This is a genomic window from Butyrivibrio sp. FC2001, from assembly GCF_000424125.1.
Classification (GTDB): Bacteria; Bacillota; Clostridia; order Lachnospirales; family Lachnospiraceae; genus Butyrivibrio.
Genome location: NZ_KE384135.1, coordinates 47368 through 63715 on the forward strand (window position 1 = coordinate 47368; position 16348 = coordinate 63715).

Genomic DNA, 16348 nt, shown 5'->3' on the forward strand with positions numbered 1-16348 from the left:
TCCCATACTTATCGTCATAGGTATGGGATTTTCGAGCATTCTATTTTCTTACTGAGCATGAAGGTGGTCTACGCAGACATGTTCGTTGTGATCTGCTTTGTAGATTTCTTCAGCTCTGTGATATCTATCAAGTTCCTCTTCATATCTGGCACTTGTCATTCTGTGATGATAGAGATGCGCTAAAAGGTGTAGATTCTACCTGCGGATCTGTTTGGATGATTTTCATCGTATGTATCCTTTATTTCCATCAAAAACTCTTCAGTATTCCTGAACTGCTCATCGGTAAGCTCTTTTTCATAATCAAGCATGTTTTCAATGCGGTGGAGCTTCTGATCTATATTGAAGAAACGAAGCTTCATTTCGTTACTGACATGTATTATTCTAGAATATAGGCAAGCGCCTAGCAATGACGCAGTTTTAGAGAGTTTACAACCTGAGGTTGAGAAGGTTTTAATACATGATAAAAAAGCAACTGCTAAGGATGCTAAAATACTCGCCAATCGAATTATTTGCTTTAGAAAAGGGCTGAGCTAATTTGAAATGCCTACTAAACACTTGAAACTACTAAGGAGATTTTTATTTTGATATATATTGGTTGTCACTTATCAGTCACAAATGGATATGAAGCGATGGGCCGTCAGATGCTCTCCTTTGGAGGCAATACCTTTTCATGGTTTACAAGAAATCCACGAGGCGGTAAATCAAAGGATGTTATTCCGTCTGACGTGAAGGCCCTTGCTGATATTCTTGAAGAAAAGAAATTTGGAAAGCTTGTGGCGCATGCCAGCTACACCATGAATCTTTGCTCGGCGAATCCCGAGACCAGGGCAAATGGTCTTGATATGCTGAAAAAAGATCTTGAGAAAATGGAGGCACTCCCCTATCAGTACTACAATTTTCATCCGGGCTCTCACACAGGTCAGGGTGCTGATGTTGGCGTCGAACAGATTGCAGAAGGTTTAAATAAAGCTCTTTTCCCTGAGATGAAGACTACTGTTCTGTTAGAAACTATGGCCGGAAAAGGATCGGAAGTCGGAAGAAGCTTCGAGGAGCTTAGGCAAATCATTGATCTTGTAGAATTAGATGATAAGCTTGGCGTCTGCTTCGACACCTGCCACACCTGGGATTCCGGGTATGATATCGTAAATGATCTTGAGGGTGTTTTGGATCATTTCGATAAAGTTATTGGTTTGGAACGACTTAAGGCAGTTCATTTTAATGACAGCAAAAATGACTGCGGTTCCCATAAAGACCGTCACGAGAAGCTTGGTCAGGGAATGATCGGCATGGATGCCATGAAGAAAATTGCGACGCATCCCGTTTTCGAAGGTCTGCCATTTATCCTGGAGACGCCTAATGATGACGAGGGGTATATTCAGGAAATTGCCCTGGTGAAGGAATGGACCTAGGGGACGGGGTTAGTGGTCCATTTTGCATATCCTTTTTACCGTAGTTTCAGAAATATCCATTAGTCTCGCCACTTGTTTTACAGTCAACCCTTTCGCTCTTAGTCTACGCACATATTCATTTCTTTTAGTTTTCTCAATACTAATCACTTCTGAGGTGGATGATACCCCCGTTACCAATTTAAAAATTGATAACGCTTTTTCATCTGTATAAAAATGTAAAGCTTCACGATGATCGTCCATAAATAAATCATCCTCAGAAGAATCCTGTTCTCTGGAAAAATATCTGAGCAACGTCTCTTTTGATCCGCTGATATTGTATGCAAATGAAACATTGACCAAAGGGTCTTTTGCACCATAATAAGCATTAAAACTGCTCCATCTATATTCTGAAGGGTAACGAATAATGTTTGCTTTAACAGGGTTATTATGAATGTAGACTAATACTGATAAGAAAGCGTTGTCATTTTCAATTGCAACACTGTAGAAACGATCTTGAAAAAGATGTCCACTGCGGGAATATTTGCTGTTATACCACCTGACAAATCTGGTTCCCAGGCTCTGAAAAAAGCTTGGCAAATCATCAGACGAGGAATGAATCAAAAGGTGTATGTGGTTATCCATGAGACAATATGCATATATCTGAACATCATATTTCTTAACACAATCTGATAAAACAAAAAGGAATTTTCGATAATCGGAATCTTCTTCAAAGATGATATGCTGATTAACAGAACGAAGTATGATATGATATATGCCAGTCGAACTCACAGTTCTGGGTTTTCTTGGCATAATTACTCCTATAAATGAATTTTAGATTTTAAAATACTTGTTGGATTATATACGTTTTGAAAAGGAAATACAATATGAATTTTAAAAATGGACCACTAACCCCGTCCCCTAGGACCATTTACGGCTTAGATGAATATGAATTAAGCCAGATTCCCGGGCATGAAGGCGGACGTAATCTCATTTACATTTGCACCAAAGACAGTATTCCCAAATGTGTATTAAGACTTTCAATCCTTGGCGATAGAAAAAAGGAAGATTATCTTGCCGAGGCAGAATTCGTGCATTATCTTGCGAAATCCGGCGCTCCTGTGGCGGATGTTATACCCTCTTCTAACGGAAATCTAGTGGAATCTTTTTCTGAGGATGGAAAAGAGTATTTTGCAATACTTTTTTCTTATGCAAAAGGAATGCTGATCTCAGATAATGGCTACAGGTATAGAGAAGGGGCCCCGCTTGATGAATATTTTTACAACACCGGCAAGGCGCTTGGTGCAATTCACAAGTTTTCCAAGACTTATAAGCCCGAGCATAAAAGACAAGAATTCTTCGATAAATACACCCCGGACTATCTTGATGAACTAATACCGGATTCCTATGACGAGCTAAAGAAAGCTATAAGAGAACGTCTGGAAAAATTCCGCTCTCTTCCTATGAACGAGAGCGTTTACGGCCTTGTCCATTTTGATTTCAGCGACGGTAATTATCATATTGATATGAAAACCGGCGACATCACGGTTTTTGACTTTGATAACTGTATGTACTGCTGGTACATGTTCGACTTGGCCAATCTCTGGATCCACGGAACCGGATGGTTCCAGAATGAGCCTGATCATGAAAAACGCCTAGCGGGAATGAAAGGCTATTTTGATACGGTAGTGTCCGGCTACAGGAGTAAAACCGATGTTTCCGACGAGGAACTCTCTCATCTTCCACTTTTCATTGATATGGTACTGATTGAGAATATCGTTGACGAGTTTGAATGTTGTGCCCGTGAAGGCGAAGATCTGGATCCCGAAGATATTGAAGACGCCGCTGAATGTCTGATAAATCACACACCTTATTGTTAGATTGGAAAAGTATTAAAAATGATTAAATGAATTGAGCGGCTGAATGGACGTGCCGATGTAAGGAACATTGCTTCGAATAAGGTGCTGGAGCGGTGTGGCTTCATAAAAGAAGGGACAATCCGACAAGGCAAAATGGTTTCGTTCTATTGTGACTATAACATTTACGGTATGCTTAGAGAAGATTATGCAAAAGTTGTATCGAATATGCTTTAGGAAAGGTCTTTGAATGAATAAAGATTGGTCAGAAAAAAATAAACGTATGCAGTCGCTCATTGGCAGAGAAGCTACCTTTGCCGAGGGGATAGATGTTCTTATTGACTTGAGAAATGATTTGTTCTCTAAGATATCATATATTGTGAACACATTTCCTGAAGAGGCATTTTATCAGATGCCTTTTGCAGGAGCAGGTGGTTGTCATAGCAAGACACTTGCGTACTCCATGTGGCACATCTTCAGGATAGAGGATATTGTGGCACATACTCTGATCAGTGGTGATGAGCAGGTTTTGTTTTCCGGTGGATGGCAGAAGAAAATCGGAAGTCCTATCGTCACTACGGGAAATGAATTAAAGAGAGAAGAAATCGCAGAGTTTTCAAAGAAGCCGAATATAAAAGCTTTGTTCAGCTACTGCGAAGCGGTTATGGAATCAACAAATGAACTGCTCCGAAGCCTTACATACACTGATTTAAAGCGATGTTTTTCTGAAGACGATAAGGAAAGGGTGAAGGATAAATTGTGTCAGAAAGCCCGAAAAGGAGTCGATCCGATTGCGTGCTGCGGATTGTACTGCAATCACTGCTTTCTAAAGGATTGGTGCGGAGGATGCAGAACAGCCTATAAACTAAATAAAGTGTGTAAGTTAATGTTTTTTAACTTACACACTTTATTTTACATTGCCTTTGGAGAAAAAATGAACCACTACCCCCGTCCCCTACTTTCAATCGTATATTCCTTTCCCCATGCAGCATTTCTTGAACTTTTTGCCGCTTCCACAAGGGCAGGGATCGTTGCGTCCAATCTTAGGGTGCTCACGGACTATCGGCTGAGGGATGCTGAAATCTTCATCACCAAAGAAATTGCCACCATCATAATCATCCACATCCGAGAATGGTCCACTCTGCTCAAAAAAGTCAGGTATGTTCCCTTTCTTAATCACATTGAGCATTCTATTCACCACCTTAACACTATCAGGATTAAGGCGTTTTATTCTTCTTAGCAGGAATTCAACCCTATCAACATATCTTATTGCAAGAAATAGATTGGACAAATCTGCCATCAACTCCAGATTGTCAGGGTATTGTTCCAGGAGCTTTTCAGCACGGTTGGCAATCTCTTCCTTATTTTCCAGCATTCTGTCAGCATTTCTTATCTCAAATAGTTCCCAATGAACATCTTCAGGAAAATACATAAGATGAGCTTTAGGTCCTTTGCTCTTTTTTCCTGTAGTTGCACGAGATGTTATAGGTAGTTCCTGAGGGCGCTGACCGGTATGTTCATAATACTCGTATCTGGAGTATCCCATAAGATGCGGGATTCCTGTATCCAGAACGCATTCTATACTAAAATTCCAGAATTCAGAGAGTAAGAACGGATCATTAGTGGGATATATATCACATAGAACATCAAAAAATTCTGCAGCATCACCACCATTAAGAACCAACATAAACAAACGATCCAAGTGATCAGCCAGCTCATATTCATCAAATTCCATTTCTGCTATAAACAGCTGTGCCAGTTCCGACCAACAATGGTAGATGTCTGTCATGTCATAGTGGGTTATCTGGGCATCATTCTTGGAAAACTTCCTATAGTTAAAATCTGAGGCTAGTTTTCCATGCCTATATTTCATTATATCCTGCGCATCCAGGAAAGGCATTGCTACATAGGATACTCCTGCCAGATAATCTGTTGCTGTCCAAACTTTTGAAGGCATTGTGCAGTGAAGATATGTTTTCCTGATAACATCCTTGGAAATCTCTTCTGTTCCCCATATTGATTTGATAAGCGGAGCAATTTTATCAAGCTCAACAACACCATAAGTTCTTATGAGTCCGCCTAATTTTATATCAAAATCATCAAGCTCTTTATATAGCTTCTTAGCAGACTTCTTGAAAACAGCTCTTATTCCTTCAATTATTGCACCTGCATCCTGGGCAAATCTTATTTCAGCTTTGGAGCCCTTTTCCTTGATTTCTATAAGTCCCATCAAAATACTAATTGTAATAGTCTCAATAAGATCATCAGAAATATATATGTTAATGCCAAGTTCCTTAAGCTTGCCATCATAAAGATCAAAGAGCATCTCTGCTTCATCCTTTGTAAACATATACAAGTAATACTCAGGATGTTTTCCGAGTTCATCTAATAATTTCTTTATTCTGGCAAGCTTAGTTGTGCCGGCCTTGTCAGGAATCTGCAGATACTTAATATAATTCTTGATATCTATGTCTCTTAAATTCAGCATCAAATCCTGCATCTGGTGCTTGGAAATGGTTACGGACACATCTTTCCAGTTGTCATAATCAAAATCCGTTTTGATTTTCTTTTCACCATTGTTGTTCTGATCTATGAACTCGTAATATTCATCTACATTGGTATCACCGTAGGTATTCCTTAAATTCTTATCCGCTGTCCTCTGAAAATCGACAAGTTCCTCTATTCTTGTATTAATCTTCTTTATGGCTTTTGCATATTCTGCGATAGTCTCACGAGTCTTATCATGCTGACGATTCTTTGAAACCTTAACCTGGTTAAGAGTATAATCAGGCTTTGGAGCAAACTGCTTGCCTAATAGTTCTGCTTCTGTGATTGGCTTTATCTTCTTTTTGGTTTTCTTGAACTTAACAAGTTCTCTGTTCACCCACTCCATATCATAGGGTGATATTGTCTGATTCTCAAACCACTCAGCCAACTCTTCCCGCTCAGGATCATCCGGATTGTTTATCCTGTCAAGCAGTTCGTAATAACCCCATATTCCGCCACAATCTTCCGGCGGAGTATCCCCCTTGAACTTTATTACCATAGGATAATCAAATTCGTAATCATCAATTATTTTCTCAATTTGTACTGTATGATACCAGTCATCACCAAAATCATAGTGATAAGAAAATGATTTTGCATCATCAAAAAACTCATCAATCAAATACTCTGAAGAGTCCAGTTCTTCATACTCCCAGTACACTCCATCATATTCATCCGCATTCTCAAGAAGCTTCACCCCATGGTTTCTGAAGGTATATTCGCTTAGGTGTCCTTCCCACCAGCCCATTACCTTGTGCAGCACTACTGTGAGCTGAGAGAAGCTTAGCCCTGCAGGAACTATGCATCTTCTCCAGATCGGTGGTTTTGAATTTTTTATTGTGATTTTTAGCTGATATGCTTTCATGATTTTTCCCTTGTCTATACTGATATTTGAGTAGCGAGAGCCACTTTTAAATTATAAAAAAGACTCCCTTACTATGCAAGAGAGCCTTATTTTTTCGAGTACGGCTCCTGGTCTTGATTATTATACTAATATGCTGTTTGGTTTTACTTTATGTTAATAAGGATTTGATGAACGCTCTTCCAGGAGTAAAATCCTTCTCACCAAGAAACCTTCAATATATGAATCAGTTTTTTAGAATATTTCCCAATGCTGCAGATGTAAAGCAAGCTGTCTCTCAATTAGAATCACACGAATTTACGATGGTGATGCAATTGACATACATATCCTTATAGATGAGATGAGGCGAAGCGGAATTATTGTCAGAACCACTGACAACGATTGTGAGCATTATGCTGTGATAGATAAAAAGCTGGTATGGCATGGCGGAATGAATCTATTAGGAAAAGCTGATTTTTACGACAATCTTATTCGTGTAGAAAACGAGCAGGCAGCTGCTGAATTATTGGAGATGACAGATCAAGTTCTCGGTGCTGAAAAATAATAAACCTCTTGTTATCAGTAATATGTTAATGTAAGCATGGCTATCCAACTACTTTTTTCATCGTAATCTCTTAAGCGATGATATGCTGATTAACAGAACGAAGTATGATATGATATATGCCAGTTGAACTCACATTCCATGGGTTTTTCTGGCATTATTACTTCAATAAATGATGGCTGGATTCACAAAAATTTTTAGCATTTTATACATTTTGTAAAGGAAACAATATGAATTTTAAAAATGGACCACTAACCCCGTCCCCTAGGACCATTCGCATACTATTCGTCTGCCACGGCAATATTTGCCGCTCAACAATGGCAGAATTCATAATGAAAGATATCGTTAAAAAGCAGCACTTGGAGGATCAGTTCCACATCGAGTCCTCTGCTACTCACACAGATGAAATCTGGAACGGACAGGGAAGTCCTGTTTATCCGCCGGCGAGGGCGAAGCTTCGCGAGTATGGAATTGGAACACCTGATAATGAGCTTGGTGTTTCAGCAAAAAGAGCACGGCTGACATCAAGAGCTGACTATGACAAATTCGATTTTATTATTGGAATGGACAGTGCCAATATCAGGGATCTTAACAGGCTCTTTAGCGGTGATCCCGAGAATAAGGTATATAAGATGCTGGAATTTGCTGACAGAAGTGGCGACGTGGCTGATCCCTGGTACACCGGTAATTTTGATGATACCTGGAGGGACTGCTCTGACGGCTGTCATGGGCTTTTCAGACAGATTCTAATGACTCCTGAATATGCTAAAAAACTTAGCGATGGCATTGATGAAAATGCTAACGACTACTATGATGAAGCTGATCGGGATTCCGGTCTGATTCACGATGATTTTCCAAGGGGATGAAAATAAAATGAGCTACTTATACGAGACACATTTACATACGACAGAAGCAAGTGCATGCTCTCCTACTCCTGCCGCAGATTATATTGAATACATGATGGGACTTGGCTACAGCGGCATAATCGTGACTGACCATTTTTTCACTGGTAACAGCTGCGTGCCGAAAAATCTGCCCTGGAAGGACAGAGTTGAGATGTACTGCAGCGGCTACGAACACGCTCTCGATGAAGCCAAGGGCTATGATTTCACAGTCATGTTTGGTATCGAGTACAATTTTCAGGGCGACGAATACCTGCTCTACGGCGTTGATAAGAACTGGCTTCTTGCCAATGAGGACATAGAGAAAAAATCCAGAAAGGAAGTCTATGACCTGGTGCATGCTGCATCCGGAATCATGGTTCAGGCGCATCCCTACCGTGAGCGTGGCTATTTATCAGCGATCCATCTGATGCCCTCCGTGTGCGATGGCGCTGAGGTTTACAATTCTGGAAATCCCGACTACCAGAACGCTCTTGGATATCAGTTTGCAAAGGAGCACGGATTTCTCATGTCTGCCGGCTCAGATATCCACTCATTTCCCATGCTAACCATGGGCAGCATGAGCTTTCCTTACAAGATAAATAACATTCAGGAATACGTGAAGGCTTTCCTTGCTGGCGACGGAACTCCAATGTTCAGGATCAATCCCAAGGATGAAAACACCGTTTTCACAGAGGTTGCAAAATCCCCGTCCCTTACAGTGGTTTCACAGGGTCCTACATTGCCCGTAATAGTTCACGAGGACTAAAACACCAATTTTTAAATGAGAAAAATATATGCTTAGAGATATTGATATAAAAGAAATTTCAGACGGAAAACTATACGATATAAACGACATGGCAAAGCTTGGCGTCGATGATTGCAGCGGCTGCCACGCCTGCTGCTGTGGCATGGGTGATACCATCACCCTGGATCCATACGACGTTTACAGGCTCGAGAAGGGCCTTAATAAGAGCTTCGAGGAGTTACTGTCCGGTCACCTGGAACTCAGGGTTGCAGACGGTATTATACTCCCCTGCCTCAGTATGAAAACCGGTGCCGATTCCTGCACCTTCCTTAATGAAAATGGCCGCTGCAGTATTCACGCTTTCAGGCCCGGAATCTGCAGGCTCTTCCCTCTTGGAAGAATCTTTGATAACAATTCTCACAAGTATTTTCTTCAGGTCCACGAGTGCCACAAGGAGCGCCAGACCAAGATAAAATTAAAGAAATGGATTGATACTCCGGAGCTTGGAAAGTATGAGAACTATATTGATAAATGGCATTATTTTCTTAAAGAAATAACAGACAAAGCACCGCAGATGCCAGCTGAAGAACTAAAGGCAGTAAACATGAAAATCCTGCAGACATTTTTCATGACTCCCTACGACACAAACACAGATTTCTATGAACAGTTTGAGACCAGATTATCTTAAAGATTACTGGTCTCTTTCTTTTCTTCTCTTTTTAATGTGGAGCACAAGAACAAGATAAACAAGAGTTGCGAAAATACCGCCTCCGATAATGTATCCATATTGGTTTTCGAGTACCTTTTCAGCACCATATGTATACAGGAAAATCTGCGAAAATCGTGCAATAAAGGTTATAGTCATCCACGTTGGCACTTTTTCTTTCGAATAAAATCCGAGCCATGCATAGGTATCCTTCGGAAGCGGAAGAAGCATAAACATAATGTGCACCAACACGGGATTCCTATCGAGGATCAGCTCCTCAACCTGCACCAGCTTCTCCTCCGGAAAAAGAAAGCAAAGAAAATCTCTTCCAAACTTCCTCCCCAGCAAAAATGCCACTGTATTTCCGAGCGTAGCGAAGGCGTCACAAATAAGTGCTGCTTCAAGTCCGCCAAGAACTGCACCGGAAGCCAGATAAAACGGTAGCCCCGGAATACAGCTTGACAACGTCTGAAAAAACACAAACATTCCAAAGACAATAATTCCCCCTACACCTTTTTCTTCAATATATGCCTGAAAAGCTTCTCTGTTTCCCACGAACTCAATCATGGGTCTTCCAATAAAGAAGTATACGGCCAGAAAAAATATCGTTATAAGTGAAATTGTAATAACTGTTCTAATAATGTATTTCTTGTTTTCCAAAATGAGCCCCCTCACTTCATCCTTCTTCTCTATTTTATCAAAGTTATCTTAATCTTGTAGTATATAAAGATAGCCCCGAAGTATTTAAACTTCGGAGCCATTGTTTTTGTTTTTACGTTTCAAAGAACCTGCTCACCATAGAGAAGTGTATGGGCATTATAGATTCGATGTGGTGTAATGATAATTACTTTTTGATTCTTTGGATTGTATAGATTACTCTGCGAGTAGTCTTAGCCTTTGTATCCTTGTATGTAATTCTGATGTATGTAACTGTTGTAGTATTACCATTAAAATGAACTCTAAGGCCGTTCTGATTGATGTTTGCTCTATCAAGATCTACTTTACTGAGCTTAATCTTCTTGCCATTCTTTACCTTCTTCCAAGCAATCTTTGTATCATTAGGGTCAAGAGAATTGTCAGCATCCTTAGGTACGATCTGTCCATTTTCTGTCTCAGTTTCAATTACACCATACTCGATCTTCTTAAGCTTGAAGTTCTCGTTCATGGTAACATGAATCTTTCCTGACTTAGCAAGTGTTGTATCTTTACCAAAGCCCTTAGTCCAAAGTCTGTTGTTCTTAAGTTCATAAGATTCAGGATCATCTCTATAGCTGGTTGTTAATGACTTTCCTGCGAAAGTAACGTCCTTAATAGCCTCGCCATTATCCTTAGCTATAACCTTTAATGTAAGCTTCTCTGTTCCACCATTCTTAAGCTTAGCTTCATATTTGATCTTATATGTTCCAGCCTTCTTAGCATAAAGTCTTACGCCATAAATTCCCTTAGCATCTCCTTTAGGGCACTCATCCTTAGCAACGTCAACAATATCACCCTTTACATTCTTATAATGGCATTTTCCATCTGCCTTGGTCATATAATCATAATCAGGCTCACCCTTAGAAGTGTCATCAGTTTCAACCTTACTAATAACCTTTACCTTCAGGTCCTTCTTGTTTGACTTGAAGTTCTCAAATTTAGCAACATCCTTTGTTGTAACAAAAGGCACTACTTCATTATAGGAATTAGTAGAAATTGTTACTGTCTTTCTCTCAGAAGCAAGAGCCAGCATAATATCAGTCGAATCACCTTCAACTTCATTGCTTTTAATAGTCTTATCAGACTCATCACTCTTGTAGGTTTTAACTCCGTTAGCATCTTCTTCCCAGTAAACCTGAGCATTTGCACTAATAGGTGCTACCATTGTGATTGAGAGTGCCATTGCGAGCGCAGTAGCACATAACTTAGAGAATTTTCTCATATGAATACCTCCATCATAAGATAATAATTGTTAACGATATTACGTTTGTAATCGTTAACTTTGGTTCGTGACAATTACAATTCTAGCACCACAAAAAGCAATGTCAAGCCGCTAAAATTGGCGATTTCGCGGCATTTAATAATTTTTATAAAATATTTATAATTACGTTCACGCTACAAACACAGTAAATACACAGTTTTTTCACATTTCAATCATAATCACAATCTGAATGTAAAATACAATATTTTATGATTATAATATTTTTCTGATGGATTTTTTATCCACTTTACACTAAAAAACGGGCAGAGCTTTTCAGTTCTGCCCGCACATATCATACTCTGATACAACTCACTATATTACTTATTCCAGTGAAGTCCCAACATCGTGATATCGTCAAACTGCGGAGCTTCGCCCACAAATTCATCAATATCGGCTCTGACATTCTTAAGGAATACAGTGGGATCATCACTCTTATCCCTATTTAATGCATGTAGGAGTCTATCATTTCCAAACAGCTCATCGTTAGCGTTTGTAGCCTCTGTAACACCATCAGTGTAAACAAAGAGACTATCACCCTTTTGCAACTGGAATTCGTGCTCTTTAAAACTCATTCCTTCCATGGTCGCAACTGCAGGTGAATGCTTGTAAACAGCAAGCTCCCAATCTCCGTCTGCGTGTCTGACGGCAGGATGCTCGTGACCGGCATTTGCTGCCACACCTTTTCCTGTTGATATCTCGATAATAGCGAACCATACGGTGACGAAGAGCTCTGCTTCATTACCTTCACACAGCTGCTCGTTGGCGTATGAAAGCACCTCTGATGGTGTACCTCCAAGCAATGCCCTGTTCTTGATAAGGGTCTTTGCAATAACCATGAATAGCGCTGCAGGAACTCCCTTACCTGACACATCAGCCATGACAAGGCCAAGATGATCATCATCAACCAGGAAGAAGTCGTAGAAGTCTCCGCCCACTTCCTTGGCAGGTGTCATTGTTGCATACAGATCAAATTCCGTCCTGTCAGGGAACGGCGGGAATATACGAGGAAGCATGTCAGCCTGAATATGATTGGCGACACTTAGCTCTGCTCCTATCCTCTCCTTCTCCGTTGTGACACTTCGCAGATTCTCCATATAAGTCTTGACGCCGCTCGTCAGACTCTCTACGCCCTCAGTAAGTACCAGAATCTCATCCTGAACCCTGATCTTGGGCTTATTAAATATAAGCTCCTCAGGCTGGACATTTTCCTTCATCTGCTTTACAAAATCATCTGTACTACGTGCTATTTCATCTACAGGACCTGTGATGTATGAATCTATCCGATTTAAGAATATGCAAACGATTATAACAGTGATAACAATTGCTGTAATTACAACTATCCTAAGGTAAGTCATTATATCTGCTGTTATCTGGTTAGCATCAATATCAGCGGCAATAATTCCTACAGCTTCACCTTTACTATCCCTGATTACCTGATAACAGGTAACAAGTCTTCCATATTGTTTAGTATCACTTTCCTTATACCTGACTTCTTCATCGTTTAGGAGAATAGCTTCCCTGAACAGCATCAGCAGACTATCCTCATACCCCTCCTTTTCACAGGGATCATTCATGTAGCTATATGGAATACCGGCGTTTCGTTCCGCTGTGCTTTTACCGTTTATGGCATATCTCAGACTATAAATATCATCGATATCATCAAAAAATACAGCATACAGATATTTGATATCAGAATCATCCTTCAGGTCATTTAAGGCCTTTCTGACATCATAATATTTTTCACCCATTTCTCTGCGTACTATCATGTCGCCCATCTGATTATAGGCAAAATTGGTATTAGCACAGTTAACGACCATTTCCGCATACTTTATATAGCTATCAAGAACCTTACTGTCAAACATAAAGTATCCGATAGCACCAATTGTGGCTGTCAGAAGAAACATCGCCGCAGTTGTCATGAGCATTATTTTTACTTTAATTCCGGTTTTTTTCATTACACGCCCTCATAAAAATAGTTATACAAAATAATTGTAACATGAAAAGAATAAATAATTTCCGAAATATCAATAAAAAAAATTTATACTTTCGTAATAGCCCGTGACGTCTGATAAATTAAAAGAGCGCCCCTTTCGGAGCGCCCAAATTTAATTATCATTATTGTTTTCGTCAGCCTTTTTCCTGTTCTTTTCGCTGGTTTCTATCGTAAACTTATCTTCATCGGCAGACAGAGATAGCTCTCCACCGTCCTTAAGCTTACCAAACAGTATCTCATCAACGAAAAGAGGCTTAATATCATTTCTGATGACACGATCAACCTCTCTTGCACCGAATTCCTGGCTGATGCCGCGCTTTTTAAGAAGCTTTTTTGCGCTCTCATCTGCAGTGAATTCAATCTTCTTGGCAAGGAGCTGGTCCTTAAGCTCTGTGAGCTTCTTATCTACAACAAGGGTTGCCATCTCGGAATCCATGCTGTTAAATACCACAACCTTGCTAAGTCTGTTCCTAAACTCAGGCTGGAATACTCTCTTCACCTCTTCCATGAGGACGCTGTTGTCATGACCTTCACTTACAAAGCCTATGCCACTTTTTCCAAGCTTGTTGGCTCCTGCGTTGGAGGTCATTATAACAACCACGTTCCTGAAATCAGCCTTTCTTCCCTGGTTATCGGTAAGGGTTGCATAATCCATAACCTGAAGAAGAACGTTGAAGATATCGGGATGGGCTTTTTCTATCTCGTCAAGAAGGAGCACAGATGAAGGATTCTTCCTTATTTCCTCTGTAAGGATACCACCCTCCTCATATCCTACATAGCCTGCAGGTGAGCCGATTAGCTTTGCAACTGCATGCTTTTCACCGTACTCACTCATATCAAAGCGTATGAGCTTCACGCCAAGCTCTGCAGCAAGTCTCTTGGCGATCTCGGTTTTACCAACACCGGTAGGTCCCACAAACAGAAGACTCGCAAGAGGTTTATTCTCCTCGGAAAGTCCTGCCTTGGAGAACTTAACCGCATTGACAACCTGACCTATGGCATCATCCTGTCCGAATATCTTACCCTTAAGTCTGTCTTCAAGGGTTGCAAGACCTGTCATGTCGTCGGTCTCCACAGTCTCTATGGGCACTCTACATATCTTAGTCAGGATCTCATTTATTACATCCTTTCCAACCTTCTGCTTCTTATCCTCCATTGGATGGAGCTTTCTGTAAGAGCCTGCCTCGTCGATTATGTCTATTGCCTTATCCGGCAGGTATCTTTCATTTATGTACTTGGCGCTCATCTTAACAGCGTACTCAAGTACGTCCTTACCATATTTTACGCCGTGAAATTCCTCGTACTTTTCGCGAAGTCCCTCAAGGATTCTGATGCTCTCCTCCTCTGTTGGCTCCTTAACCTCCACGTTCTGGAATCTTCTGACAAGGCTCTTATTTTTCTCGAAGTACTTCTTATACTCCTCAAAGGTGGTCGCACCAATGAACCTTATATGTCCGTCAGTAAGATATGGCTTAAGAAGATTCGATGCATCAAAAGAGCCCTCTCCAACAGCTCCAGCTCCTGAGAGATTGTGTATTTCATCTATATAAATAATAGGCTTACTCTCTTTTCCAATCTCCGTAAGGACACGCTTAAAGCGCTTCTCAAAGTCGCCTCGGTACTGGGTTCCTGCAAGCATTCCGCCAAGATCAAGGGCGAATATCTTAGCACCCTTAATTGCATCCGGAACATCACCGCTCCTTAATCTCTCCACAAGACCGTAGGTTATCGCGGTCTTACCGACACCGGGCTCACCTATGTGAAGGGGATTGTTCTTATCCTTCCTGCACAGAATCTGAATGGTACGCTCCAGCTCATTGGTCCTTCCTATGAGTGGATTCACATCCTCCAAGGTGTCATTTAGGCAGGGTGCAAAAATCTTAAGATTACCTGCATCCTCTTTCTTTTCATGACCTACTGCCATTCCACCGGCTGTACCGGTGACCTCAACTTCATCCTCGATAAATGCCATCTCCTGCAGAAGGTCAGGCTCTGCGATGCCGTCCTGTTCCATGTAATAAACCGCATAGCTGTTATCCAGATTCCAGATGGCGTGTATGAAATGCCGTATGTAAATCTGGTCGCATCCGCTTCCAAAGGCACTCTGACCGGCAAAATTGATCATGTGCTGAGTACCTGTTGAAAGTGTGGGCTCATTGCCGTTAGACTTCTCGACATATTTCTCTATATATTTTTTCAGGCGCTTTTTCAGTGCCTTCTTATCTCCGCCGCAGTTTTCATAAGCGGCTACAAACTCCGGAATCTTCAGTATCATCAGAAGAATCATCTCCGGTGTTACGTATTCATATCCTTTTTCAGCTGCAAACTCTATCGCCTTCTGCAGAACGAGCATTGCTTCTCCGGACAGATTCATATTATGCCTCCTCTACGCTCATTCTAAAGGGAAATCCCTCATTTCGTGCCCTTGCAAGGGCAGTGTCCACCTTGGTCCTGGCAATATCGTAGGGGTATTTTCCTACCACCGCCTGACCGTTTTTATGGACGTTCATCATTATGGACTGGGCAGTCACTTCGTCCTTATGAAAAATGTCCACCAGAACTTCAACCACAAACTCCATGGTGGTGAAGTCGTCATTAAACATGAGAACATTAAACTGCCTGGGTTCCTTTATGAGATCCTTTGTTTTTTCCTTGGTTGCTCCCTGAGTTGCCATTCTAGCCTCCTCGTAGCATTTTTATAAAGCCATTTTATGGTTTTGACTTTGGCCTCTATTTAATAATGATAAAACGAGCCATGATGGATAGTCAAACAATACCTGTTCTTACGTTTACATAATTTACGCTCTAATATGCACAAAATATGCTTAAATTAGTTCGTGACTTTTGCGCTTTTATGCATTAAAATATAAAAGTT

Annotated in this window: 14 protein-coding genes; 6 read left to right on the forward strand and 8 right to left on the reverse strand. The window is 40.8% G+C overall.

The features are described 5' to 3' along the window. Positions 1 to 179: 179 nt before the first annotated feature. The gene (locus G601_RS0120300; RefSeq protein ID WP_026666428.1) at positions 180 to 359 is read right to left on the reverse strand and encodes a hypothetical protein; all 180 of its coding nucleotides are present in this window, start codon (positions 357 to 359) and stop codon (positions 180 to 182) included. Positions 360 to 581: 222 nt separating this feature from the next. Between G601_RS0120300 and G601_RS0120305 the strand changes: the two genes are divergently transcribed. After that, positions 582 to 1409 (forward strand): deoxyribonuclease IV, encoded by an 828-nt coding sequence (locus tag G601_RS0120305; RefSeq protein WP_026666429.1) that lies wholly within the window; start codon positions 582 to 584, stop codon positions 1407 to 1409. 9 nt (positions 1410 to 1418) lie between these two features. On the opposite strand, the gene G601_RS0120310 is transcribed toward G601_RS0120305, so the two are convergent. Then, positions 1419 to 2198: a transposase gene (locus G601_RS0120310; RefSeq protein WP_035791245.1), complete on the reverse strand. Its 780-nt coding sequence runs from the start codon at positions 2196 to 2198 to the stop codon at positions 1419 to 1421. Positions 2199 to 2272: 74 nt separating this feature from the next. On the opposite strand from G601_RS0120310, the gene G601_RS24390 reads away from it, so the two are divergent. Continuing rightward, complete coding sequence (locus tag G601_RS24390) at positions 2273 to 3265, forward strand: phosphotransferase enzyme family protein (protein WP_051206112.1); 993 nt, start codon at positions 2273 to 2275, stop codon at positions 3263 to 3265. Between the two features lie 937 nt (positions 3266 to 4202). Here the strand turns inward: G601_RS24390 and G601_RS27155 are convergent. Continuing rightward, complete coding sequence (locus tag G601_RS27155; protein WP_026666431.1) at positions 4203 to 6650, reverse strand: IS1096 element passenger TnpR family protein; 2448 nt, start codon at positions 6648 to 6650, stop codon at positions 4203 to 4205. A 337-nt stretch (positions 6651 to 6987) separates the two neighbouring features. Between G601_RS27155 and G601_RS0120325 the strand changes: the two genes are divergently transcribed. The 4 genes from G601_RS0120325 to G601_RS0120340 all read left to right on the forward strand — a co-directional run bounded on the left by G601_RS0120325 (position 6988) and on the right by G601_RS0120340 (position 9505). Further along, positions 6988 to 7191 carry a hypothetical protein gene (locus G601_RS0120325; protein WP_026666432.1) on the forward strand — a complete coding sequence of 68 codons (204 nt, stop codon included), beginning with the start codon at positions 6988 to 6990 and terminating at the stop codon, positions 7189 to 7191. Positions 7192 to 7418: 227 nt separating this feature from the next. Beyond that, positions 7419 to 8054 carry a low molecular weight protein-tyrosine-phosphatase gene (locus G601_RS0120330; protein WP_081673653.1) on the forward strand — a complete coding sequence of 212 codons (636 nt, stop codon included), beginning with the start codon at positions 7419 to 7421 and terminating at the stop codon, positions 8052 to 8054. 7 nt (positions 8055 to 8061) lie between these two features. Continuing rightward, on the forward strand, positions 8062 to 8838 hold the full coding sequence (locus G601_RS24400) for a PHP domain-containing protein (protein WP_051206116.1): 777 nt from the start codon (positions 8062 to 8064) through the stop codon (positions 8836 to 8838). Between the two features lie 28 nt (positions 8839 to 8866). Next, complete coding sequence (locus G601_RS0120340; RefSeq protein ID WP_026666434.1) at positions 8867 to 9505, forward strand: YkgJ family cysteine cluster protein; 639 nt, start codon at positions 8867 to 8869, stop codon at positions 9503 to 9505. Positions 9506 to 9508: 3 nt separating this feature from the next. Here the strand turns inward: G601_RS0120340 and G601_RS0120345 are convergent, their stop codons facing one another. From G601_RS0120345 to G601_RS0120365, 5 genes are all read right to left on the reverse strand, one after another. Further along, on the reverse strand, positions 9509 to 10183 hold the full coding sequence (locus G601_RS0120345; RefSeq protein ID WP_026666435.1) for a TVP38/TMEM64 family protein: 675 nt from the start codon (positions 10181 to 10183) through the stop codon (positions 9509 to 9511). Between the two features lie 184 nt (positions 10184 to 10367). Beyond that, complete coding sequence (locus G601_RS0120350) at positions 10368 to 11441, reverse strand: hypothetical protein (RefSeq protein WP_026666436.1); 1074 nt, start codon at positions 11439 to 11441, stop codon at positions 10368 to 10370. A gap of 356 nt (positions 11442 to 11797) precedes the next feature. Further along, positions 11798 to 13435: a PP2C family protein-serine/threonine phosphatase gene (locus G601_RS24405; RefSeq protein WP_051206118.1), complete on the reverse strand. Its 1638-nt coding sequence runs from the start codon at positions 13433 to 13435 to the stop codon at positions 11798 to 11800. A gap of 150 nt (positions 13436 to 13585) precedes the next feature. After that, complete coding sequence (locus G601_RS0120360) at positions 13586 to 15847, reverse strand: AAA family ATPase (protein WP_026666437.1); 2262 nt, start codon at positions 15845 to 15847, stop codon at positions 13586 to 13588. A gap of 1 nt (position 15848) precedes the next feature. Beyond that, the gene (locus G601_RS0120365; protein ID WP_026493423.1) at positions 15849 to 16148 is read right to left on the reverse strand and encodes an ATP-dependent Clp protease adaptor ClpS; all 300 of its coding nucleotides are present in this window, start codon (positions 16146 to 16148) and stop codon (positions 15849 to 15851) included. Positions 16149 to 16348: the final 200 nt, after the last annotated feature.